Origin of the sequence: Paenibacillus sp. FSL L8-0340 (assembly GCF_038593145.1) — a bacterium.
GTDB lineage: Bacteria > Bacillota > Bacilli > Paenibacillales > Paenibacillaceae > Paenibacillus_AQ.
Genome location: NZ_CP151967.1, coordinates 2,486,965 through 2,509,780 on the forward strand (window position 1 = coordinate 2,486,965; position 22,816 = coordinate 2,509,780).

The 22,816-nt window shown below is 49.4% G+C and carries 20 protein-coding genes; 11 read left to right on the forward strand and 9 right to left on the reverse strand.

Going from position 1 to position 22,816, the window contains the following annotated elements; genetic code table 11:
• Window positions 1–41 precede the first annotated feature (41 nt).
• Together NST07_RS10975 and NST07_RS10980 are read right to left on the reverse strand one after the other, a co-directional pair.
• Window positions 42–959 carry a stalk domain-containing protein gene (locus tag NST07_RS10975; protein WP_342481547.1) on the reverse strand — a complete coding sequence of 306 codons (918 nt, stop codon included), beginning with the start codon at window positions 957–959 and terminating at the stop codon, window positions 42–44.
• Window positions 960–1,111: 152 nt separating this feature from the next.
• Window positions 1,112–1,486 (reverse strand): VOC family protein, encoded by a 375-nt coding sequence (locus NST07_RS10980; RefSeq protein ID WP_038589217.1) that lies wholly within the window; start codon window positions 1,484–1,486, stop codon window positions 1,112–1,114.
• Window positions 1,487–1,714: 228 nt separating this feature from the next.
• Between NST07_RS10980 and NST07_RS10985 the strand changes: the two genes are divergently transcribed.
• The 3 genes from NST07_RS10985 (at window position 1,715) to NST07_RS10995 (ending at window position 4,178) form a co-directional block, all read left to right on the forward strand.
• Window positions 1,715–2,494: a hypothetical protein gene (locus NST07_RS10985; protein WP_341378089.1), complete on the forward strand. Its 780-nt coding sequence runs from the start codon at window positions 1,715–1,717 to the stop codon at window positions 2,492–2,494.
• Window positions 2,495–2,626: 132 nt separating this feature from the next.
• On the forward strand, window positions 2,627–3,262 hold the full coding sequence (locus tag NST07_RS10990; RefSeq protein ID WP_341091620.1) for a hypothetical protein: 636 nt from the start codon (window positions 2,627–2,629) through the stop codon (window positions 3,260–3,262).
• A gap of 202 nt (window positions 3,263–3,464) precedes the next feature.
• Window positions 3,465–4,178 (forward strand): glycosyltransferase family 2 protein, encoded by a 714-nt coding sequence (locus tag NST07_RS10995; RefSeq protein ID WP_341091621.1) that lies wholly within the window; start codon window positions 3,465–3,467, stop codon window positions 4,176–4,178.
• A gap of 79 nt (window positions 4,179–4,257) precedes the next feature.
• Here NST07_RS10995 and NST07_RS11000 read toward each other — a convergent pair whose 3' ends face one another.
• From NST07_RS11000 to NST07_RS11010, 3 genes are all read right to left on the reverse strand, one after another.
• Window positions 4,258–4,449: a hypothetical protein gene (locus NST07_RS11000; protein ID WP_342481548.1), complete on the reverse strand. Its 192-nt coding sequence runs from the start codon at window positions 4,447–4,449 to the stop codon at window positions 4,258–4,260.
• Window positions 4,450–4,552: 103 nt separating this feature from the next.
• A complete protein-coding gene (locus NST07_RS11005; RefSeq protein ID WP_341097616.1) occupies window positions 4,553–5,203 on the reverse strand; it encodes a Vat family streptogramin A O-acetyltransferase in 651 nt (216 codons plus the stop codon).
• Window positions 5,204–5,381: 178 nt separating this feature from the next.
• Entirely contained in the window at window positions 5,382–7,073 is a 1,692-nt protein-coding gene (locus tag NST07_RS11010) for a M3 family oligoendopeptidase (RefSeq protein ID WP_341091624.1), read from the reverse strand.
• Between the two features lie 166 nt (window positions 7,074–7,239).
• On the opposite strand from NST07_RS11010, the gene NST07_RS11015 reads away from it, so the two are divergent.
• From NST07_RS11015 to NST07_RS11030, 4 genes are all read left to right on the forward strand, one after another.
• Window positions 7,240–7,983, forward strand: a complete 744-nt coding sequence (locus NST07_RS11015; protein WP_341091626.1) for a MerR family transcriptional regulator — start codon at window positions 7,240–7,242, stop codon at window positions 7,981–7,983.
• A gap of 263 nt (window positions 7,984–8,246) precedes the next feature.
• Window positions 8,247–9,158 carry an alpha/beta hydrolase gene (locus NST07_RS11020; protein ID WP_342481938.1) on the forward strand — a complete coding sequence of 304 codons (912 nt, stop codon included), beginning with the start codon at window positions 8,247–8,249 and terminating at the stop codon, window positions 9,156–9,158.
• Between the two features lie 97 nt (window positions 9,159–9,255).
• Complete coding sequence (locus NST07_RS11025; RefSeq protein ID WP_342481549.1) at window positions 9,256–10,050, forward strand: helix-turn-helix transcriptional regulator; 795 nt, start codon at window positions 9,256–9,258, stop codon at window positions 10,048–10,050.
• Between the two features lie 267 nt (window positions 10,051–10,317).
• Window positions 10,318–11,586, forward strand: coding sequence for a hypothetical protein (locus NST07_RS11030; protein ID WP_342481550.1), 1,269 nt, complete (start codon window positions 10,318–10,320; stop codon window positions 11,584–11,586).
• A 185-nt stretch (window positions 11,587–11,771) separates the two neighbouring features.
• Here the strand turns inward: NST07_RS11030 and NST07_RS11035 are convergent, their stop codons facing one another.
• Window positions 11,772–12,665: a LysR family transcriptional regulator gene (locus NST07_RS11035; RefSeq protein WP_342481551.1), complete on the reverse strand. Its 894-nt coding sequence runs from the start codon at window positions 12,663–12,665 to the stop codon at window positions 11,772–11,774.
• A gap of 210 nt (window positions 12,666–12,875) precedes the next feature.
• Between NST07_RS11035 and NST07_RS11040 the strand changes: the two genes are divergently transcribed.
• From NST07_RS11040 to NST07_RS11055, 4 genes are read left to right on the forward strand one after another with little or no spacing between them, the layout of a single operon-like run.
• Complete coding sequence (locus NST07_RS11040) at window positions 12,876–13,844, forward strand: ABC transporter ATP-binding protein (protein ID WP_341378096.1); 969 nt, start codon at window positions 12,876–12,878, stop codon at window positions 13,842–13,844.
• A 27-nt stretch (window positions 13,845–13,871) separates the two neighbouring features.
• Window positions 13,872–14,966: an ABC transporter substrate-binding protein gene (locus NST07_RS11045; RefSeq protein ID WP_341091638.1), complete on the forward strand. Its 1,095-nt coding sequence runs from the start codon at window positions 13,872–13,874 to the stop codon at window positions 14,964–14,966.
• 5 nt (window positions 14,967–14,971) lie between these two features.
• Entirely contained in the window at window positions 14,972–16,651 is a 1,680-nt protein-coding gene (locus tag NST07_RS11050) for an iron ABC transporter permease (RefSeq protein ID WP_342481552.1), read from the forward strand.
• Entirely contained in the window at window positions 16,648–17,955 is a 1,308-nt protein-coding gene (locus tag NST07_RS11055) for an MBL fold metallo-hydrolase (RefSeq protein WP_342481553.1), read from the forward strand. The genes NST07_RS11050 and NST07_RS11055 overlap by 4 nt, the downstream gene beginning before the upstream one ends.
• A 132-nt stretch (window positions 17,956–18,087) precedes the next feature.
• Here NST07_RS11055 and NST07_RS11060 read toward each other — a convergent pair whose 3' ends face one another.
• The 3 genes from NST07_RS11060 to NST07_RS11070 all read right to left on the reverse strand — a co-directional run bounded on the left by NST07_RS11060 (window position 18,088) and on the right by NST07_RS11070 (window position 22,799).
• Window positions 18,088–20,490 (reverse strand): FtsX-like permease family protein, encoded by a 2,403-nt coding sequence (locus NST07_RS11060; RefSeq protein WP_342481554.1) that lies wholly within the window; start codon window positions 20,488–20,490, stop codon window positions 18,088–18,090.
• On the reverse strand, window positions 20,490–21,257 hold the full coding sequence (locus NST07_RS11065) for an ABC transporter ATP-binding protein (protein ID WP_342481555.1): 768 nt from the start codon (window positions 21,255–21,257) through the stop codon (window positions 20,490–20,492). The genes NST07_RS11060 and NST07_RS11065 overlap by 1 nt, the downstream gene beginning before the upstream one ends.
• A gap of 99 nt (window positions 21,258–21,356) precedes the next feature.
• Complete coding sequence (locus NST07_RS11070; RefSeq protein ID WP_342481556.1) at window positions 21,357–22,799, reverse strand: HAMP domain-containing sensor histidine kinase; 1,443 nt, start codon at window positions 22,797–22,799, stop codon at window positions 21,357–21,359.
• Between the last annotated feature and the right edge of the window lie 17 nt (window positions 22,800–22,816).

Below are 22,816 nucleotides of genomic sequence, written 5' to 3' on the forward strand. Positions count from 1 at the left end.
TTGCTAGAGGGTGTCCCCGCTCAATGGACTATAATGCAAAATTACATATTGACGGCTTTGAGGTAATACATGTTGGTCTTCTTGTCTAGTTCAAATTCCATAAAGACACTGAACTTAGAGATGAAGAAACCGGGCAAGTCTATTTCATAAGCCAAAGTAGTATAAGAATCACCTTTATTAGAGTAGTCCGTGTCTAACGTTACATCGTTGGCAGATGCACTTTTTAAAATGGCTGCATATTTCGTAATAATATCTTTTTCATTGACTTTGATGTCTGATTGAACTGTTTTGGCGAAGTTATCCTTCGTTCTTTTTTTGTAGCCCATGTCATAGTCATTTACATCATCGATCAAATATTTATCCACCATAGCATCGAATATGGCAGTTGATCCAGAGGTCAAGGCATTGCCATAGGCTTTGATAAAAGCTGCCGCTATGGATTTATTTTTTTCACCTGAGGCTTTGAGATCATGATTCACAGGCAGTGTAATCAAACCAGCCGGTGTGCTGACCGTCTGAGTTGCCGGAGCACTGGCTGCCGGAGCACTGGCTGCCGGAGCACTGGCTGCCGGAGCACTGGCTGCCGGAGCACTGGCTGCTGGAGCACTGGCTGCTGGTGTGCTAGGAGCAGCATCATTATAAGGGATACCGGCATTGGCGCCACCAGTGGTTGAAATGACAACGGTGTTGCTGCCGCTGTTCCAGAGGACTTCCGCATTCAGCGCTTCACCGACGGCTTTGGCGGGAAGATAGGTAGATCCGTTGTAGACCAGAGGGGAGATTTTGTTTCCACTAGCATCTTTAGGAGTCCAGGAAGCTCCATCTACAGTAAACTTAATTGTGCTATTCAGGTAAGCTTTGACTAAAGAAATCCCGTCAGCAGCGTAGACACCGGCAGCCCCGAACAACAATCCGCTTGCCAGAATGGTAGAAACGAATGCTTTTTTTGAAATGTGCATAAATATTAAATCCTCCTAATTCATTGCTTGGTTTATTTTAAATATGTACTTTAAATGAGGTTTAATTTTCCTCTCTTATTAATTTATAGTACCTTATTCTTATCGTCAACTTTAATGTTATTATCAAGGAAGAATAGAGAGAGTTTTGGAGCTTACACCATAAAACACCATCGAACGCCAAATTTGTCCACAAATTGGACCATACATGGACTAAAGAATACCGGACCTATGGGCGTAATTGTGGTGCTTTCATCCTTCATGATCTGATAGGCCTCCCGCAGAACTGTTTCGTTATCAAAGGTAGCGACCAGCTCTAAGATAGAATCGGATGAATGTTCTTTGTTGCCGCCGTAGTCGCTGAACATAACCCTTTGGCCGAGAATATGCATTTCCGCGTGAATGACAAATTTCTGGGGCTCCTTGTCGGGATCATACATGATGGAATCTGTAGTGGCGTTAAAAGCCTTTTGATAAAGTTCGATAGCTTTGCAGCAATCACCATTCAAATATAATTGTGGATTTAGCATACATTCTCTCCTTTAAGGGATTTATACTAAACGGGTAACAGTTTGAAGAAAGCTGATGCCAGTTTACCCGGTGATAATAAGTTATATTTTACCACCCGTCAATGAACTAATTATCGTTTTCTGATACCTGTGTTGCAGGGGGATCGGCTATCGCGGAGCCATCCGTTTTGAGCTGACCCTGGAAATGTGGGATAATAAGTTACACTGATTGGAGAGGTGAGAATTTAGATGACCTATTCGTTCGCAATTGGACCTATAGAGCTGCAGGAATTTGACAGTGAAGATGAATTGATAAACAAATGCAAGGAATGGAATCTCTTGTCGAGTACAGCAACACGGGTGAAGACCTTTCTGTACAAGAGAAACGGCATCACGCTGCCTTGTGAAATTGTGGGGTACGTCGATAGTATGACTGTAGTGATACAGTTTGAGAATAAGCAGCAGCACTGCATTCACCCTGCTTATTTAAAGGAGATGCAGACCTCCGGTTTTGGACAAAAATCAGCAGCAGCTGCTGAAGTTGAGGTGACAGAGGGAACGGATGAAGCTGGCAATGAAGCGGTAAGTGAAGAAACCGTAATTGAACCAGCGGCAATCGAACCAACCACAATCGAACCAACAACGCTTCCGCCGGCCGCCGGTGTGAAGACTGAGGAAAAACCGCAGGAACCCTTGAAGAAACAGGAGAAAGCGAAAAAGAAAGCAGCGCTTGAACTGCCTGAAGAGAAACTGCAAATGTCCGCTACAGTCAAAGAGTTTACCACCGTGCCCAACCACTTTTCAGATAATGATGATGAGGTCATCATCTATGATGAGGTAGCAATAGAAGGCTACGAGCTGGAGCTTGGGGAAGTTTGGTCCAGCCACAGCGCCACATTGAAGAAACTTGAACTTGCGGTCGGGGATAAAGTTTCTTTTGAAGCAAAGGTGGTTGCTAAGAAGCTCACCCAGCATCCTGTAAAGTATAAGATCAACAACCCATCGAAATTGAAGAAAATAACAGAATAAACAGGACCTTTAGCAGCAGGAGGACGGGTAAGCTTATAAGTGACAATTTTGAAAACAAGCCGTGCTCTTAATCGGTACAGATAGTCTCTCAAGCTGCTGAATGGTATGATAGGAAGCGGGGTGAATTGGACAATGAATAATGAGACAACGAATGAACCAACAAACGAGGAACTAGAAGGCAATCAAGAGAATATGTCTGCCGAGAATTGGTCCGAGCTTCTGAACGCTGTTCATCATAACGGCCTCGTAGCTTTGAAAATGAGCTTTAATGAAGTGGAAGGACAAGTGTCGCAGCTGGAGGCTTACGGTGCGGTGTTTGTGTACCGTGTTAAGGATGCGTCGAACAATGACTATTTCTGCGGGTTTTTCCTTCGCGAGCTGATCGCAAGATTTCAGTCGGGTAATGATCCTGCGATCTGGATGGCCTCTTTCTTCCACGAGCTGATGAAGACTCCAGGAGGCAAGGATCTTCCCAAACCGCCTGCAAACGAGGAAGAAGCAAAAGCGGTCATCGACAACGTGTTGGTTCCGCAATGCATCGAAGCTATTCGTGAAGAATTTGCTCCTGAGCAAATCCATGCGGGGCTCGCCTTGAACCCGGAGCATGGACCTGTCCTGGAAGCCGGATTCCCGGCCATTACGGATGGCCCTAACGTTTGCGCGATTCCGCTACATTTCTTGCTAACCCATTTGCAGCTGAACCGTGATCCGTCTGAGCTGCTAATTACAGGCATGTACAATATCCGTAAAGAGCATGGATTGGACTAAAATGTGAAAAGCATGAAACCATACAAAAGCAACCCTGCCATCGGGCGGGGTTGCTTTTGTAATTTGCAGTACATATTTCAGAGTGTTTAGCGGTACAGGGAAGCACGTAATCGCCGCAGAGGTAATTGGCTGACTATAAGCCCGAACCGCAGTTTGCTCCTGCTCATATGTTGAATGGATGACAGGAGAGGGGAGAACGGCCTTGGGAAAAGCAGCTGATCCATACGGCGTTTCAATCATCGTGTGCACCAACCGCCCGCAATTTTTTGATAATCTGTTAGGCAGCTTCAGAAGTCAGCAATACAAAACGAAAGAATTAATCATTATACTTAACAGAAACAGCATGAATCTGAAGCAGTATCAAAGTAAAATACGCGCCTATCCCAATATCTCGCTGTATAAGGTACCCGAAAAAACTTCGCTAGGACAATGTCTAAACTGTGGGATTGCTAAAGCCCGGTTCCCGTTTATCGCCAAGTTTGATGATGATGATTACTACTCCCCGTACTATTTGAAGGAGCAGATGAATGCGCTCAAGCGCACCAAAAGTGATATCGTCGGAAAACATGCTTGTCTTGTGTATCTGTCAGGCACCAAACGGCTCATCATCAGATCGCCCAGAGAAAAGAATAAAGCTGCGGATTTTGTGCAGGGGGGAACGCTGCTGTTCAGCAGACAAGTGACGAGGCAGGTGCGTTTTTCGGATCGTTCGCTGGGGGAAGATGTTGCTTTTTTACGCAGATGCAGCGCCAAAGGGTATCGTACCTATGCCACATCCCCGTATAACTATGTCTATATGCGCAGAGAAAACAAGGGCAGCCACACGTGGAAAGTGGGAGACCGCTTTTATCTTAAAGGAAGTATACCTGTCGCCGTGACCGACAATTACCGGGCAATCGCAAAACGGAAAGTGTAGAAGTGGAATTGAGGGGAAGGCCAAGGGGGGACAACCACACAGGTGGTTAATCCCCAAGCCTTCACAAGAAATAATGGCATTAGCGTTCGGAGGATTTTCTTGCCCGGATAAATAAAAATTGCGGTTTGCGCAGCAGCTTCTCATATGACTGAGGCAGCGCTTGCTTGAATTCTTCCGTCGGCATAGGCTCCAGCAGCTCTTTGAGTATAAAGCCAGCGTGAAGTACAGCGGACATAATCGCATTTAGAGGGCGGCCGTTCATAGTAAGCATTATAAGGTTTTTTGTCCACATCGTTGAGATAGTATTCTGCCATTTCTTCATAAGAATCCAGCGAAACTGACTCCTCGTGCATTCTGATCCCCCCTTTTCGCAATTAACCTTCCTGTAGCAGCCTTTGAAGTTCTTCTTCGTCACAGCCCGATACCAGCAGCTCTAGATGTTGAAACAGCTTGTGCTCATCCCAGTTCCACCACTGCACTTTGGACAGCAGCCCGATCAGCTTATCACTGAAGCGTTTTCGAATTAAACTGGCGGGATTACCGCCGACAATGGAATAAGGCTCTACATTTTTTGTTACGGTTGAATTGGAAGCGATAATGGCACCGTCCCCAATCGTGATACCCGGCATAACTGTAACCTGCTGGCCGATCCAGACATCGTTGCCAATTACGGTATTCCCTTTAAAAGGAAGCTGGTCCAGCGTAGGTGTCACCTTTTCCCAGCCGCCGCCAAAAATATTAAAGGGATAGCTTGTCAGTCCATCCATGCGGTGATTGGCACCGTTCATAATGAACGTAACACCTTCTGCAATGGCGCAGAATTTGCCGATGATCAGTTTGTCGCCCAAAAATTCATAATGGTGCAGAATGTGTTCGTAGAAATGCTCCGGGCTGTTGTTATTGTCACTGTAGTAGGTATAGTCACCGATTTCTACATTTGCCCTAGCTGGAAGATTACGGATATAGCATACAGTTTTAATATTCTCATTGGGGTACAGCTTGTTTTTATCCGGCCCGGCCATCATGGCTTTCACCTCGCGAGTTATATTTACGGAATATTGAAGCAGGGGTAAGCGAAACTCCGCAGTCATTCTATCTTACTAATTTATGGCAGTCCGTCAAGTTGGAGAAACTTAGGGAAAAGCGGAAAAAGCAACTCCCCCAACCCGGCAGGAATTGCTTTTTGTGTTGCAGCTTTATCAGTTACAGTGCTTTATCGTCAATGGAATTTAACCAGCCTTCAATCTCTCCGATGACGGAGCTGACGCAGCCATCCTCGAATGGTGAGATCAGACCGGCAAGCTGGGCCAATTGGACAAAAGATTGGCTTCCACCGGCCTCACAGAGGCGCAAATAATCGCTCCAGGCAGATTTGAAATCTTCATTTGAACGTTTCCAGAACTGGAAAGCACAGAGCTGGGCTAGCGTATAGTCGATATAATAGAACGGTGAGCGGAAGATATGTCCTTGCTTATGCCAGAACCCGCCTTGTTCCAGATAAGTGTTGCCGTCATAATCGCGGTGCGGCAAATATTTCTTCTCAATTGCCCGCCAGGCCTGCTTGCGCTCAAGCGGTGTGGCCTCTGGATTCTCATAGACAAAATGCTGGAATTCATCCACAGAAACACCATAGGGAATGAACTCCAATCCAGACGCCAAATGATTGAAGCGGTATTTGTCGGCATCCTGCTCAAAGAACAGGTCCATCCACGGCCAGGCAAAAAACTCCATGCTCATCGAGTGAATTTCCGCCGCCTCCGAAGTTGGGAACTCATATTCAGGCAGCAGCATATTACGGCTTGAATAGACCTGGAAGGCATGGCCCACTTCATGGGTCAGCACATCAATATCTCCTGCCGTTCCGTTGAAATTGGAGAAAATGAACGGGGCTTGATACTGGCTCAGATAGGTACAGTATCCGCCGAATTGCTTGCCTTTTTTACTTGTCAGATCCATGAGCTCGTTGTTCTTCATAAAAGTAAAGAATTCATCCGTTTCCGGAGAAAGCTCTTTGTACATCTTTGCACCATTTGCGACAATCCACTCGGGATCGCCTTTGGGTTCAGCATTGCCTGTATTGAAGTTAAAGCCTTCATCGTAATACTTCAGGGCATCCAGACCCAGACGCTCGGCTTGGCGCTGCTTCAGCTTCAGGGAGACAGGAACGATATGCTCCAGCACCTGCTTACGGAAATTGGCCACCATCCCGGCGTTATAATCGGTTCGCATCATCCGGTCATAACCGAGTTCTACAAAGCTGGCGTAACCCAGCTTCTTGGCTATGCGGGCACGAACCTTAACGAGCTCGTCGTAAATACGGTCGAATTCGGCCTCATGTGCGGCCATAAATTCATTTTTGGCCAGATATGCACGTTTGCGCGTATCGCGGTCTGTTGCCGTTTCAAACGGTGTCAATTGGGACAAGGTGCGTTCTTCCCCATCGAACAGGATCTTGGCGGAAGCGATCACCTGGGAGTATTCGGTGGAGAGCTTGTTCTCCAGCTGCAGATCCTCAATAATTTCCGGGCTGAAGATCCGGAGCGAAATTTCAGCCAGCTGGAGAAGCTGCGGGCTCCATTCCTTTTCAATTTCAGCTCTGAATTTGGAGTTTACGAGCGCTTTGTAGTATTCAGTTATGTATTCCTGGACAATGGGGCTGATCTCATCTACGTAATCCTGTTCTGCCTTGTAGAATTCATCCTCAGTGTTGATGGAATGCCGGATGTAGACGAGGGTTGTCATGGTTTCAAAAGAACTGCGGAGTTTGTTCAGCGCAAGGATTGCGGCCTTTTGTTCCTCCCAGTTATCCGCTTCGAGACCTTTTAGCAGCGCCGTGAACTCCAGCTTGAACTTGTTTGCGTCGGGGCGTTCATAAGGGTATTCTGTAAATTTCATGAAACCATCAACATCCTTTCTCTACCATATGGACTATATTATATACGCTGGAGCATCAAAAAAACAAAAAAATAATGTTCGGAGACCTTTAATTAATTTGGATGTGTGGTATTGACTCTCCCCTTAGAGGAGGCCCTAAACTAAGTTTTGAAAGGAGCGGGTTCAGTTGCTTTATAGCGTAAAGGAGACAGCCGCACTATCCAAGGTAACCGTCAAAACTCTGCATCACTATCACAAAATCGGCTTGCTGATGCCGTGTGAGATCAGTGAAGCGGGGTACCGTTTGTATGGGACGGAGGAGCTGGAACGGCTGCAGCAGATTCTTTTATACAGGGAATTGGATCTTACGCTGGAGCAAATCAAGCAGCTGCTGGAAGATGAGCCGGATAGACTAACGATTCTTGTAGAGCAGGAGAAGCTTCTGCTTCTCCGCAAGCAAAGGCTGGAAAGTATGCTTGGAACACTAAAGAAATCTATTATGAGCAGAAAGAAGGGAGAACAAATGGAGGATAAAGAGCTGTTTACAGGTTTTGAGAGTGAGGAAGAGTGGGCGGAGGCCATGCAGCCACAGTATGAGCATTTGAAAGAAACATATGATTTTGAATTGCTTGGTGCGGCTCCCGTTGATCTTCAGGGGATGAATGAGATGGCGGCGGAGGCAGCAGCTTTTATGAAGGCGATGGCGGAAGCTCTGCGTTCAGGAGTGAAGCACAGTGATGCGGCCATCACACAGTTAATCGAAAGCCATCTTGGGTTTTTGAAGGGGCAGGGGCATCCGGTTTCAGCACAGGATTTTGCACTGCAGAACCGCTTTTTCCTCGGGGATGACTTTCATTTGCAGATGCTTGAAGGCCAGCAGACCGGGCTTGCTTATTATCTGTCTGCGGCAGCAGATTATTTTGAAAGATAAGAATTTATATGTTTCACGCTATAAATTATCCTTCTATTTCTCGCTGAAACGGATACCGTCCTTTTGGGGACGGCAAAGCCGTTTCCACTTGCAGCGCAAGCGCAGTAGAGTGAATTCCAAACGGACAGCAGAGCTGTACGCACCGATATTCCGCCAAGCACGTTTAAGTGTTTGGCGGTTTTTGGTGATAAGGTACAGAACTATTTTTTGTCACGGAAATCCAAATGCATTCATGTTATCATCGGTTCAGCAAAGGAGTGCTGATGTTGAAGACGAAGTTGATCCCACCGCCAGGAAAGTTAATTCGGGTTAAAGGCAAACAAATGCATATCAGAATAAATGGGTTACCGGGAGGTAAGACCGTTGTTTTCGATCATGGCTGCGGCTACGGATCTTATTCGGATACATGGTCACTGGTTGAGGAGAAAGTAGCGCCATTTGCACAGACTGTTGTTTACGATCGGGCGGGGTATGGTTGGAGTGAGAAGGGATCCGTTCCTAGAAACAATGAGCAAGCTGTTGAAGACTTGCACGAGCTGCTTCAGGCAGCAGGAGTTCGACAGCCTTTTATCTATGTGGGCCATTCCTATGGTGGTGTAAATGCGCGTCTTTATGCGGCGCGGTATCCGGAAAATCTGGCTGGCATCGTGCTTGTTGATGCTAGTCACGAAGATGAGCTGACAGACCGGTTCCCAAGAGAACATGTGAAGGGGCAAAAGTCGGGAATATTGATGTTTCGGATGCTGTATTGGTTGACTAGAGCAGGTATCCTGAAATGGCTACTGCAGCGGAACAAGCTGAAGGATTTTGAAGCTCTGTTGAAGCATTTCCCTGAGTCAATATCTCTACGGATGAGACTAATGACCCCACAGAGAGCGACAGGATTGGCAGTATATCAGGAATTCAAAAATTTACAGCTTGGCTATGATGCAGTCCGAAAAAAAGGTCTTCCACCAGGAATGCCCTTGCTTGTACTAAAAAGTGGAAAAGTGGAGCATTTAGAGAAAGTACCGGCAGGGATCGCCGATAAAATAACGAGCTGTTTATTGGATGTAGCTGAAGAAATGTCCCAGTTGTCTGACCAGGGCGAACTGGTCGTTGTGGAAGACAGCGGACATAATATTCATATCGAACGGCCCGATGTCGTAGCTCAAGGAATCCGTCAAATGCTTTAAAACCGTGTTTCCGAACATATGCAACCTGTGGTTGACAGATTGTTAACGTCGCTTGGTAGTCAGGAACATGACGGTTTAATACGATAAGTTTGAGGTGATGATGATGGATTTTGCGGATAAACTGCAAGGCTACAGAAAACAAAGGGGGATGTCCCAAGAAAATTTGGCGGAGGTTATCGGTGTGTCGCGGCAAGCCGTATCTAAGTGGGAATCGGGTCAGTCGTATCCGGAAATGGATAAGATGATTGCCTTAAGCGAGTTCTTTGGTGTAAGTATGGACCATATGGTCAAAGAAGTTTCGGGTAATCAGGAAGCAGTCCTGCCACTCGATGCTGGGAATTTCCACTCTGATGTTACTGCAAAGTATCATTATGAATACAAGAGCAAACGAACGTTGTTCGGGATTCCCCTGGTGCATATTAATGTCGGACGCGGAATTTATGTCGCCAAGGGAGTTCTGGCTATTGGGAATATTGCCGTTGGCGGTTTGTCAGTCGGAATCCTCTCGCTTGGCGGCCTATGCTTCGGCGCACTTGCAGGGGGGATGATGAGCATTGCCGGGCTGGCTCTCGGTTTTCTTCTGGCCATTGGCGGACTGGCCGCAGGAATTATCGCTATTGGGGGTCTTGCCGTTGGGATCTTCGCCATCGGCGGGCTGTCCATCGGAATGTTCTCGCTCGGCGGCTGTGCGATTGCTTCGCGGATCGCCATCGGGGGTTATGCAAGCGGACATATTGCGATCGGCGACGTGGCCAAGGGGGCGTACACGATCCTAGTCGAACAGGATCATTTCAGCAGCATTCAGGCGGAGCAAGTGAGGGGACTGATAAATCAGGAGTACCCGCGCCTGTGGAAGCCAGTGGCGGAAGGGATCATAGCTATCTTCGAATAGAAGCCAGTGTAGCATCCAGCCGCTGATCACTGACAGGAACTTTCTAACCAGCTTCCGGAGCGCATGGCTGTGGCGGTGTACTCCGGGGGGATTTCTGCAGGAAGGCTGGCAACCCTGTTACAATTTGGTATACTGAGCCTATTATTACAACTTCCTATGCAACCAGAGTTTGACAGATGAAGTATGTTTCGCATAGAGATCTAATGTGTTATGGGGGAAATGGGATTGAAAAAGGCTGTTTTATGTTCAATATTGTTCATGTTTATAATGGGTAGCTGGATTCCCGGGGTGGGAGCGGCTGCGAATTCCGTCTATCCGGGTGATAATGGGCCCCGGCAATCCAGTTATGCTGCACCGTTAGCCAAGCCGGAGTTGAAGTGGGCGGTTCCGTTCACAGGAGAAATTAAGCAGGTGGTTGTTGATTCAGCAGGTATTTTGTATGTTCTGTCCGAAGGAGCGCGGGTAGTGAAATTAACGTCACTTCGGGCAAGCGGCGAGATCCTCTGGTCCAAGGAAATAAAGGGCGTAGAGGCGAATACACTCAACCTGTCCAACGATAAGTTTCTGATCGTATCAAGCTCGCTCGACGGCCGGGAGCTGACTGATTCTTCAAGGCTGAACGATAGAACGGCGATTGTATCCAAATACTCTATCGCCGGAGAACTGCTTTGGGAAAATACATACGAATATGTAATGAGACTCGGCAATATCACCGTAGGTGATGACGGCTATGTGGCGCTTGCGCTATCGTACTTTACTCAAGCAAGCGGATCGAAGAGATATACGGAACATGTGAAACTGATCGGCATGAATGCGAGTGGTGAAACCAAGTTCAACAACACAATGGTTTCGGACACGGAGATGGTCCCGGTATATTTCTCTGCTCCTCTAATTGTGAAGGACAACGTATACTTGTCGATATCCAAGGGATTCATGAGACCTTATAGTTCAAGAGCGATGAAGCCCGAATTCACGGATGCCCAATTTTTAAAGATCAGCAAGCAGGGGGAATTGTTGTCCAGCACGAAGTATAAAGGCATTAGTCCGTATGCTCCTGTCTATTACAACAACAATTTCTATGTGAGCGGTGAACCCTATGGCGGGGACAACAACTTGTATATTATCAATACCGCCGGGAAGATCACCAAGACCCTCAGCGTAGAAGCGGGCCATATCGGCAACCAGATTCCGGCTTCCATCAGCAGGGATGGGCATATTGTTTTTGCACAGCATGTGTATAGTCCTGCCGGCAAGCTGCTCTGGAGTTTTCAGCCGACTGTCAAAGGCAAGGTCTACCGCTTTTATCCGTATTCCGTACCTGGCCTCACCCTTGACAGCAGCCAGAATATTGTATATAGCGGCTATGATAGTCTATACGATGGCAATTACATCAGCTCCATCAATATGAAGACTAAAAAGATCAACTGGAGCTTGCCCAGTAACACAGACGCACGGTCTCCGGTCATCATTGGCAAGGACGGAACGATATATGTATGGGGATATAAGTTATATGCGTATGGCAAGAAAGCTTCGTAAGTAAGCTGAGCTTTGAACAGTCATTCCCAAACGGCAGAAATGCCGTTTTTTTTGTTGCCCGCGTGACCGGGTAAGTACACGTTTTTCAGCTGGTGAAGGCCGTGGAGCGGGAGGGGGCAATCCCTTGCCCTCAATAACTCTATCTCTAATCACGATGTTCGATTCGCTTTCTGCTTGTCTCGGTTTCAGATGTTGATCGTGCGTATCAGGTCTATGAATAACCCAATCAGCGGGGAGTAGTGGCGGTCGCGATTATAGGAGTAGAAGATATGCCGCTGAAAATTGTAGTCCGGAATAGTCCGCATCATTAATTTCCCCCTCGCCACCTCATCTTCCACGGCAAGCCGCGAAATAAAAGACACATGTCTGCCGCCTATAAGCGATTGCTTGATCGCCTCCAGTGAATCGAGCAGGATATGGGCTCTTGGCGTTACGCCGGATCGTTCAAACCACTTGTTGGTCAACTGGCGTGTGCTCGATTCCATATCATGCAGAATAAAATGGGCAGATGCAATCTCGGACGGACTAAGCCTGGTCTGAGCTGCAAATTCATGCGTGGGGGCGAACACCAGTACAAGCTCATCTTCGCATAAGGACTGGCTGTGCAGAGTCGGCACATAAAAGGATTCCGTGGACAATATGCCCAGATCAATTTCATGATTCACCAGCATCTCTTTAATTACGGGGGAGGGCTTAACCGATAGCGAAATCGTTGTCCCCGGATGCTGCTCTCCGAACTGGCCCAGGATTTGGGGGAGAATATATGTGGCCGGCACATAGCTTGCACCGATTTTGAGCGTGCCGCGGCCTGCATTACTGAATTCCTTCACTACCCGCTCGGCCTCTGCGGCCAGTGCATTGATTTTGACAGCATAATGAAGAAACGCCTTGCCGCTTTCCGTCAGGATCATTTTATCCATTTTCGACTCAAAAAGCTTCTCCCCGAGCTGCTGCTCCAAATTCTTCAAATGATAAGTCACTGTAGGCTGCTTCAGTCCCAGTTCTTCGGCTACTGTCGTGATTTTCCTGTGTTTATAGAGCAGTTCTACGATCTGCAGCTTAATCAAATTCAGGTTCATTTCTATTCACTCCCTCGTCTGCTAGCTAAACGATAACATAGAAAAATTCTATGAATGTTAAAATAAATCGGTGAAAAAGTTAATATCGGCGTTACACCCGGCAAATATTGCGGGAATTGTTTGCCTTTAAACTAAGGACATGTTCATAGCAACCTTACTTTAGTGCAGTCATTATCTCTTTATAAGTTAAGAACAGGCAGGTACATGAGAATGAAGCAGCTTATCATTAGTGGACTGGAAAAGAAATTCGGTGACGTGCATGCCCTGAAGCCTGCCGATCTGACCATTGCAGCAGGAAGCTTTACCACGTTGCTTGGGCCTTCGGGCTGCGGTAAAACCACCCTGCTTCGCCTGCTTGCAGGACTGGAAACACCGGATGCCGGAGAAATTGTGGCTGACGGGGAACTTATTTTCTCGAGCAGCCGGAAGATCAGCCAGCCGATTCACCGCCGGAACTTTGGCATGGTCTTTCAGGATTTTGCGCTTTGGCCGCATCTGAGTGTCTTTGAGAATGTAGCGTTTGGGCTGCGGGCATCGCGGCAGAAGAAGGAGCTGCGCAGCCGGGTGCAGGAAGCGCTACGCAGCGTAAGACTGGAAGGACTGGAGCTGCGGTTTCCCCATCAGCTGTCTGGCGGGCAGCAGCAGCGGGTCGCTTTTGCCAGAGCGGTGGTGACCCGGCCCCGGCTGGTGCTGTTCGATGAACCACTCAGTGCGCTGGATGCCGTCCTCCGGGATGAGATGCGGCTGGAACTGCTCTCCCTGGTGAAGGACATGGGCATCACCGCCCTGTACGTGACACATGACCAGACCGAAGCGATGTCTATGTCGGATGAGGTGGTTGTCATGCATGGCGGAAGCATCCTGCAGACTGGTGCCCCCGAGGAAATTTACAGGAAGCCGGCTGAGCCATTTGTGGCCCGTTTTATCGGCAGGTCGAACTGGATTGTCCCCGGGAAGCAAATGCTTCGGCCGGAGCAACTACGCTGGATCGACAGAGAGGGAGCCTCTCAGGTATTTACAGGAGTCATCCGGCATGTCAGCTATATGGGTGACCGCTATGAGGTCATTCTGGAGATGCAGGGAATGGGCACCTGGACGGCCTATCATTCACACCGCTTAACGGTGGGTGAGAGCATTCAGGTCTACGCCTCACAGGAGCACATTCACCATCTGAACTAACCACAATTATTCTTAGGAGGTCTTCCCTTGAAAATCATTAAAAAAAGCAAACTAGGTTCCGTTCTCTTGACTGCCGTGTTAAGCATCAGTCTGGCTGGCTGCGGTTCCTCCAATACACCCGAGGCTAACGCCAAAGCGAACGACAGCAAGAGCAAAAACAGTAATACTCCGTCTGCTATTGAACAAGCCTCACCACCGGCAGAGAATACGCTTAGCGGCAGTCTGGTGGTATACAGTGCTGGACCTGAGGGACTGGCGAATAAAATCAAAGAAGGGTTTGAAGCGAAAACGGGAGTCAAAGTGGAAATGTTCCAGGGTACCACAGGTAAGATTCTGGCGCGGATGGAGGCGGAGAAAACCAACCCGGTGGTCGATGTGGTGGTACTTGCCTCCCTGCCTTCCATGCAGGGCATGAAAAACGACGGGATATTGCTTCCTTATCAAGAAGCGGTGAATGCCGGCAAGCTTGTCAGTGACTGGTCGGATGCGGAAGGGAATTACTTCAGCTACAGTGCGTCGGCACTGGGAATTGTCTATAACACCAAGAAAGTAACCACACCGCCGGCTTCCTGGGCTGACCTGGGCCAGCCGGAATGGAAGGGCGTGGTCAACATCCCCGATCCATCGCTCTCCGGCTCGGCACTGGATTTCATGACCGGTTACCTGAGTGCTCAGGGAGACAGCGGCTGGGATTTGTTCAAGCAATATAAGGCAAATGGGGTGGCGATGGCAGGGGCGAATCAGGAAGCACTGGATCCGGTAATTACCGGTGCCAAATCCGTGGTTGCCGCAGGGGTAGATTATATGGCCTATAAAGCTAAAGCGGATGGGGAACCGGTGGATATCGTGTATCCGGCAGAAGGCACAGTGATCAGCCCGCGTCCGGCAGCCATTATTAAGACGAGTGCAAATGTGGACAACGCCAAAGCATTTATTGATTATCTGCTTTCCGATGAAGCCCAGGCACTTGTAGCCAAGGCGTACCTGCTGCCGGGAAGAAGCGATGTGAAGGCGGAGAACCGCGCCAATCTGGATGAGATCAAAACCTTTGACGTGAAATGGGATTGGATGAACGAATATGGCGATGAAGTGTCCACAACATTCACGGATTTGTTCAAGTAAGCGGAATGAAAATTAACGCTGTACGCTCATTTAAGTGGGTGAGCAGCAGCCTTGCTTTGTGTATACTGGCCATTCTGGTGCTGCTGCCGCTGCTTCTGATCTTCTGGACCAGCATTTATTCTGGTCAACAACTCGATATCACCGCGCCGCTCAGGACCATTACCGGAAACAGCGGGCTAATGAAGGTGCTGCTGAATTCTCTGGGTCTTGGAGCAAGCGTAGTCGCCTTGACTACAGTGTTCGCCTTGCCGCTGGCCTGGATTATGGCCAAGAGTGACATCGGGCGCCACGCTTGGCTGGATGTTGTCCTGCTGAATCCGTTCATGACACCGCCTTACATCGGTTCCATGGGGTGGATGTTATTTATGCAAACGGGTGGCTATATGGAGCAGGTTCTTCCGTCTTCTGCAGCACTGACCCCTTACTTCTTCAGCTATGGGGGGATGGTGCTGATCATGAGCCTGCATCTGTTTCCTTTCCTCTATCTGCTGCTGCGCAATGCACTGCTGCAGATCGGGGGCGGCTTGGAGGAAGCGGCTTCGGTTCACGGCGCTCCATTCCTTTACAAGGTTAGAAGAGTTATTGTGCCCTTGCTGTTATCGAGCTACGGGCTTGGTGTGCTGCTAATCTTTGTTAAGACAATTGCCGAATTCGGGACACCTGCGACCTTCGGGCGCAAAATCGGGTTCTATGTTCTGACCTCGGAAATTCACAAATATATTTCCAGCTGGCCGATTGATTTCGGCAAAGCGACTTCACTGGCCAGCCTGCTGCTCGGAGTCTGCCTGATCCTCTGGTATATCCAGACGATTATCAGCAGCCGCTATTCTTACCGCCTGGTGGGCGGGAAAGGGATACGCAGCAAGCATTACGCCGCAAAGGGAGCCTTGGGCTTCTTCAGCTGGGGGTATATTGTGCTGCTGCTGCTCGCTTCCGTCGGAGTCCCGTATTTCTCCATTATTACCGCCTCATTATTGAAGCTGCGCGGGGAGGGGCTGTCGTGGGGGAACTTGACGTTAAGTCATTATGCTGAGCTGCTCTCTCCAGGCTCACCAGGCCTTCAGGCACTAATCAATAGCTTCAGCCTGGCGATTGTTGCTTCGAGCATCGCAGTAATTCTTGGCACATGGCTCGCGCTGATCATTGGCAAGGGCACAGCCTGGCGGCAAAAATGGACCGATCTGTTCAGCCTGCTGCCGAATACTGTACCGGGCATTGTCCTTGTTGTTGGGCTGATCCTCATGTGGAATGCCCGCTGGATGCCGGTCCCGCTCTATAACACCTATGGGATGGTCGTGCTCACCTATGTCGTGCTGTTCCTTCCCTACACCGTGCAGTATGTAAAAGCCAGCTACGGGCAGATTGATTCCTCCCTGATGCAGGCGGGGCAGGTATTTGGCGGAAGCAAGGTTTACGTGTTCCGCCGTATCCTGCTGCCGCTCATTCTTCCCGGAATGGCGGCTGGCTGGATGATGACCTTCACCATCTCCGGCCGTGAATTGGTGGCCTCGCTGCTGATTCTGCCGCCGTCGATGCAGACGTCGGCGACTTATATCTTTGCCCAGTTTGAACAGGGTGCAGTGGCGATGGGCATGGCAATGGCCGTAATCTCTGTAGGCGTTACAACTGCATTGCTGCTTGTAATTCAATACTTAAGTCCAGACAGAAAGCGGAGACAACTATGACCAAGCTGACGATATGGGGGGGCGCCGGGGAGCATGGGCGCTCCTCCTACCTTTTACAGGGTAAGGAATCCAGTATTTTGCTCGATTGTGGTGTAAAGAAGGAAGGAACAGGAGAGTATCCGCTGCTGGCTGCCGCGGTTATTCCGCAGCTTCAAGCGGTCTTTTTATCCCATGCCCATGAGGACCATTCGATGGGCCTTCCGCTGCTTTATAAATATGGCTATAAGGGGAAAGTATGGACAACACGCGATACCTTCAGGCAGCTGCCCGGCTATTTCGAGGCGTGGAGCAGATATACGGCCGCTGAGTCAGCCGGGCTGCCTTATGGAGATGAAGATAAGCAGGCGATGGAATTTATGTTTCTGGACGAGCAGGCCGGACCCCGCACCTGGCTGAACGTTGCACCCGGCCTGCGTGTGCAGTGGGGGCGAAGCGGACATCTGGCTGGTGCGGTATGGCTTGCCCTGGAATGGGAGGGGAAGAGGATCTACTTCTCCGGTGATTACACCGAGGAGTCGCAGCTGCTGGCAGTGGACCGGCCACAGGCGCTGTTCTTGTCCGGGCCTGAGGCAGGCAGGGGGCAAGGAGAAGCCGATCTGGCCATTATCGACGCCGCTTACGGAGCGGATCCCGAAGAGCAGCATGTGAAACTGCTGCAGCTGGAGACTGTGATCCGGGATACTTTAGAAGGCGGCGGCTGCGTGCTGCTGCCAATGCCGCTGCAAGGCCGGGGCCAGGAGCTGCTCATCTGGGCTGCTGAGCGGTTCCCACAAGCGCAGCTTGTGGTGGAAGAAGCTCTGCTGGCTCCGCTCCGAGCGCTGCAAACCCGTTCAGCTTGGCTGAGAGATGAGGCTCCCGGCAGCATTGATCGGCTCCTGAACAGCAGGAACTTGAAAGCAGTCTCCAGTCCTTCCGAGCGGAAGGAGGCACTGCTGGAGCGGAAGAATAAGATAATCTTCACGAACGACGCACTGCTCCAGTCTCCTACAGCCCAGTGGTATTACCGGCAGCTGCTTGATGTTCCCGGCAGCCATGTGATTTTTACAGGCCATTTGCCTGAAGGCAGCTTTGGCCGCAACCTGCTTGGGCAGCAGAGCAGCGGCGGCTGCAAGGTTTCTCTGATCCGTTACAAGGTGCATCAAGGCCTTCCTGACATCCGCCGGATGCTGCGGGCTGTTCCAAGCCGCCGCACAGTGCTGGTTCATGCCCCTAAGAAGCAGACGGATCAGGTGCTTTCCATCCTGGAGGAAGAAGGGTTTACGGGACTGTATTCTCTGCTTCCCGGAGACAGTATCTCCTTCTGATGCACTCGAATACGCTCTTCAGACAGCAAGCCAGCTCGATACCTGAGCTGGCTTGCTGTCTGTTTGCTGTTTATCTACTAAACCCAGCGATACGCAAAAGGTCGGTTCAATGGGTTATTCAAATAGCTGCTGTTATTCCGTGACCAGAACCCGTGGTGAAGTGCTGCGGATAACGCTGGAGGCGATCCAGCAGCCGAGACCGGCCACGGTTATACTAAGCAAAGCGAGGAAGGAGATGCCAGCCCACTGCATTAGGAGCGGCAGCTTGACAATACCATAGGTGGAGAGCAGACCTCTTAATATGCCGGGGAGGAGAAATACCCCGCAGCCGATGCCCAGAGCCGTACCCGCTGCGGACAGCGCCACAATGCTCCAGGTTACTGCACCCCGGATGTTATTCGAAGTCAGCCCGATGGATTTGTAGATGCCATAGGTCTTGGTTTCCTTGCGGATATGAATCCGGCAGGTACTGTAAATAATGAGGCAGGTGACCAGCAGAAACAGCAGGCTCAGAATGCTCATCGGAAGGATCAGTACCGCCGTAGCTTCCTTGAATACCGAATCGAGCAGGGTTTGCTGTTTGATGGCCTGAATTCCAGGGCCATATTTGTCATTCAGCTGCTGCACTATCTTATCTGCATCATCGTCGTTTATTAAATTCAAGTACGCCGTATCAGGGTGAAACTGGGTGAGTGCATCCGAGGTTATTCTGGCCTGATTGGACATATTGGCAATCGACTGATAAATGCCGGTCACTGTAAAGGTGTGCCGCTCTCCTTCAACATACAGCTCGATAACATCCCCCAGCTCTTTTCCAAGCTGCCTGGAGATGTTGATGCCGATGGAAATTTCATTCCGGTTGGCCGGATTTCTGCCGTTTAAGGAGGCGAAGCCCACCTCATCCAGACTTCCTTCTACGGCATTAAGCGGAATGCTGAGGGATTGTGAAGTATCGCCCACCTTCCCGGAGCTTCGCATGGTTTCTGCAGATACAACGCCGATGGATTGGCCTGCCCAGTTAAGGTTCAGGATAGCAGGATCGGCCTTAACCCCGGCATTCAGAGCTTCACGGTCAAAATCCGCCTCGTTCACGACCATGACAACAATATCAGAGGCATCATAACCCCACAGCGGCGAGGTTTTCTGCATTTGATAGATGCTGTTCAACAGGACGAAGCCGAAGACCAGCACTGACGTTGTAACGGTGGTCAGAATAAGCATCAGGATAGAGCCCTTAAGATTTTTGGTTACATTTCTCAGCCCGATGACAGCAGGAACCGGCCAGCGTTCAAACTCACTGCCCCGCTTTCCCCGGCCTTTCGAACGTTTGCCAAGGCTGCTGTGCGAAGCTTCAGACATGCCATAACGAATGGCCTGCATCGGCTGGATGGAACGCGTTTTGCTGGCATAAATCCACACGCATACAAGAATCAGCAGCAGCATCCCTGCTCCGACCATCCAATCACTCCAAGCTCCCTGTAGCTGGATCGAGGAATGATCTGTTTTTAAGAAGGATAGAGACTGGTCAATAATCACTCCGGATAAAAAGCGGCTGATCCATAGCCCGGGCAGGATGGACAGCAGTGCAAGAAAACTGTACTGGGCAACGTAGGTGCCTATAATCTGCCTTGAAGTCAGACCCATGGATTTGAAAATCCCAATGGTTTTGTAATTGGCCAGAATCGCGTCCGAAATCGTAAAGCTGATCGTAAACAAGGCAACCAGTATCATTACAATGCTAAGGAAGCTCATGACAAAACCGATGATTTTATTCATGATAAAGTAAAAAGCAGAAATTTGCTCAAAGCTGGTCTTCTCCTCCATGAATGGAGTACCCAGAAAGGCTTCAAACCGTTCCCAATAATCAGCACGCTGGCTGTAGTCAGCGAAACGGAGCCCCAGAATATATGAATCAGTGTCTTGAGCAGAGCTTAGATCCTGCTGGTAGTCGCTGCTGTTCATCCAGATTCGCGCGGTTGTGGAAAAGGGCCCTCCCAGCGGAAGGTCGATTACGACAGCAGATACAGTTAAGCTAAGAGGAGTATTACCTGTCTTGAACTGAAGCTCGTCACCAATGGAAACATCATATTTATAGGCGAGTGAGGTTGGAATCCAAATCGTACCCTGTTCGGGTTGAGCAGTCTCCGGTCCTTGGGCAAATACAAGCTCATCTGTGCCAAAGGGCCGGTCCGGTGTATTCATCATATACAAATACAGGTTGGGGATATCTTCTCCTCGGTGTTTGACTCCTGCCAATGGCTTGTAAGGCAGCAGCACGGATGCCGTTACACCATCCTGCTGGGACCACCACTGGGCTGACGCCTGCGGATTATGAAGACCTCTGCTGAACATTAATAGTTCATGGGAGCCTTTAGTGTCGCGATGCAGGCTTTCGTAAAGATCTTCCGAGTTCGAAATAACGGTTATCGCGGTGTTCGTCAGCAGCGTGGACAGCAGAATAAGCAGCGCAATCAGACTGTTCTGAACTTTGCGTTTCCTCAGATTCCCCCAGCAAATCGTCAGTATTGCATGCATTACGTAAGGCTCCCTTCACGGGAGATGTAGGAGAAGATGAGGGACTCTCTGTCCTGCAGCTGATCAGGGGTAAAAGCACCAAGCTCCAGCACGCCGCCAACCTGACCATCGCGGATAAAAATCAGCCGGTTCGCACGGCAGGCCGATTTGATATCATGAGTGACCATGACGATGGATTGTCCTTCGGCATTCATGCTTGTCAAAATATCAAGTACCGCAACGCCCTGATCATAATTCAGGCTTCCTGTCGGCTCATCTGCAAAAATGATCTCAGGCGTATTGATTAATGCCCTCGCAATAGCAGCTCTTTGCTGCTGGCCCCCGGATACCTCAGCTGGCAGCCGGTGCTGCTGCTCTTCAATGCTCATGGCCTTCATCAGCGACAAGGCCTTCTGCTTCACTTCACGCCGTGGCCTTGCTGCAACATAGCCGGGTAAAGCGATATTTTCCAGCAGTGTCAGATCAGGTACAAGATTGCTGCTCTGATAGATATATCCGATTTTTCCAGCTCTCAGCCCGGAAAGCTCCTTCTCGGAGAAGCTGTTCATACGCTGCTGGCTGAAATGGACTTCACCTGCGGTGACCGTGTCCAAACCGCTAAGCAAGTAGAGCAGCGTTGATTTTCCTGACCCGGAATCTCCCATAATTACAGTAAAATCCCCTTGGTAGATGTCCAAATCAATATTTCGGATGGCGTGAAATTGCTCGCTGCCGGTGGAATAGGTTTTACACAGGTTTTTGGTATGAAGTATCGCGGTTTTCGGCATACATAAATCCCTCCAGGTATCATTTTCCTTCATTGTAGAGGGGGAATCTTGCAATAAGCTTATCAGGTTATTAATAAAGTATTACAAGGCAAGGAGCTGTCAGGAGATAGGCAGGGTGAAATAAAATTCGGTCCCTTGATGTTTGGCGCTTTTAAAGGAAATGGTGCCATGATGGGCTTCAATAATATGTTTGCAGATCGACAGACCCAGTCCGGACCCCTCATTGAACCGCTTCTCCAATTGGGAAGGCGCATGTCCCTGGAAATAACGTTCAAATATAAAGGGCATGTCCTGCGGCAGAATTCCCTCGCCTGTATCGGATACGGTCACCGTAAGCTGATGCTGTTCCTGGAGGATGGCTACCCGGATCGTATCTCCGGCAGAAGTATGCTTCAGCGCATTGGCGATAAGATTGGATAGAAGCTGTTCGATTCGGACAGGATCTATGCGGATCAGCACGTTTGGGATTTCGGCAGGCTCAGTAAATTCCACGCCTGCCGTACGGATATAAGGACCCATTGGCCTGAGGATGGACTCGAAAATCTCCTTGCTGTAATGCTCCACGGGATGTACAGAAATTTGGCCTAAATCCCTTAAAGCATGCACCAGCAGATCCTCGACCAGCACGGTCATCTTGTTGGCTTGCGCCTGCATAATCTCCATATACGCCATCACCGCCGGCAGATCGGAGCAGACCCCTTCGCGGATCGCCTCAATGTAGGCTTTTACGATGGTCAGCGGTGTTTTCAAATCATGTGAAATATTGGAGATGAGCTCCTTCCGGGCTTTGCTCTGCGCTTCATTCTGCATGCTCAGCGTCATAATTTCACTCCGCATTTGATCAAATACGGCGTAGACCTCACCGATTTCATCCTGCTTTGCATATTCGGCTTTCTGCCCGTAGTTCCCCTTGAGAATGGCCTCGGCATGATCCTTTAAACCGTTAACCGGATAAAGGAGGTCGTGATTGATTTTGTACCGGAGCCGGAATAGAAGCAGCAGCAAGAGGAACAAGGCTATCATCAGCAGAGTGAACATGGCAGGAAAAGACGCAGTTTGCCTATAAGCGAGGAGTGAGCCGGGCAAGGTGAAGATCGCATTCCCCGCCTGCACTCCAGACTCAGGATCAACAACCGGGAAGGCCAGTTTGAACCTTTCCTGTGCTGTTTTGGAGCTGTAGAGATCATAATGCAGATCACTTTTAAGATTCAGCTTGTCCTTATTCATGGAATGTGGAGCCGAGGAGTCGAAAAGAAGGGTACCATCAAGGCTAGTGTATTGCAGATGGAGCTGCTTCTCTTCACTCCACTTACGCAGTTCTTCCCGTATCCTGTTCTGACTGGAGACTTCTGTGTGATGCTGCTCCAGAACCAACATAATGCGGCTTATCTCAATACGAGCCTGATTCACCACTTCGTCCGGAAGAACATCCTGTTCCGTAGCCGAAAGTCTATACTGAATGAACGCCCCGCAGCCCCCCATAATTACAATACAAGCGATGGCTGAGGCGAACCACGGTTTAAACCAATTTCTCCAATACATAGTTCAGCGGCTCCATT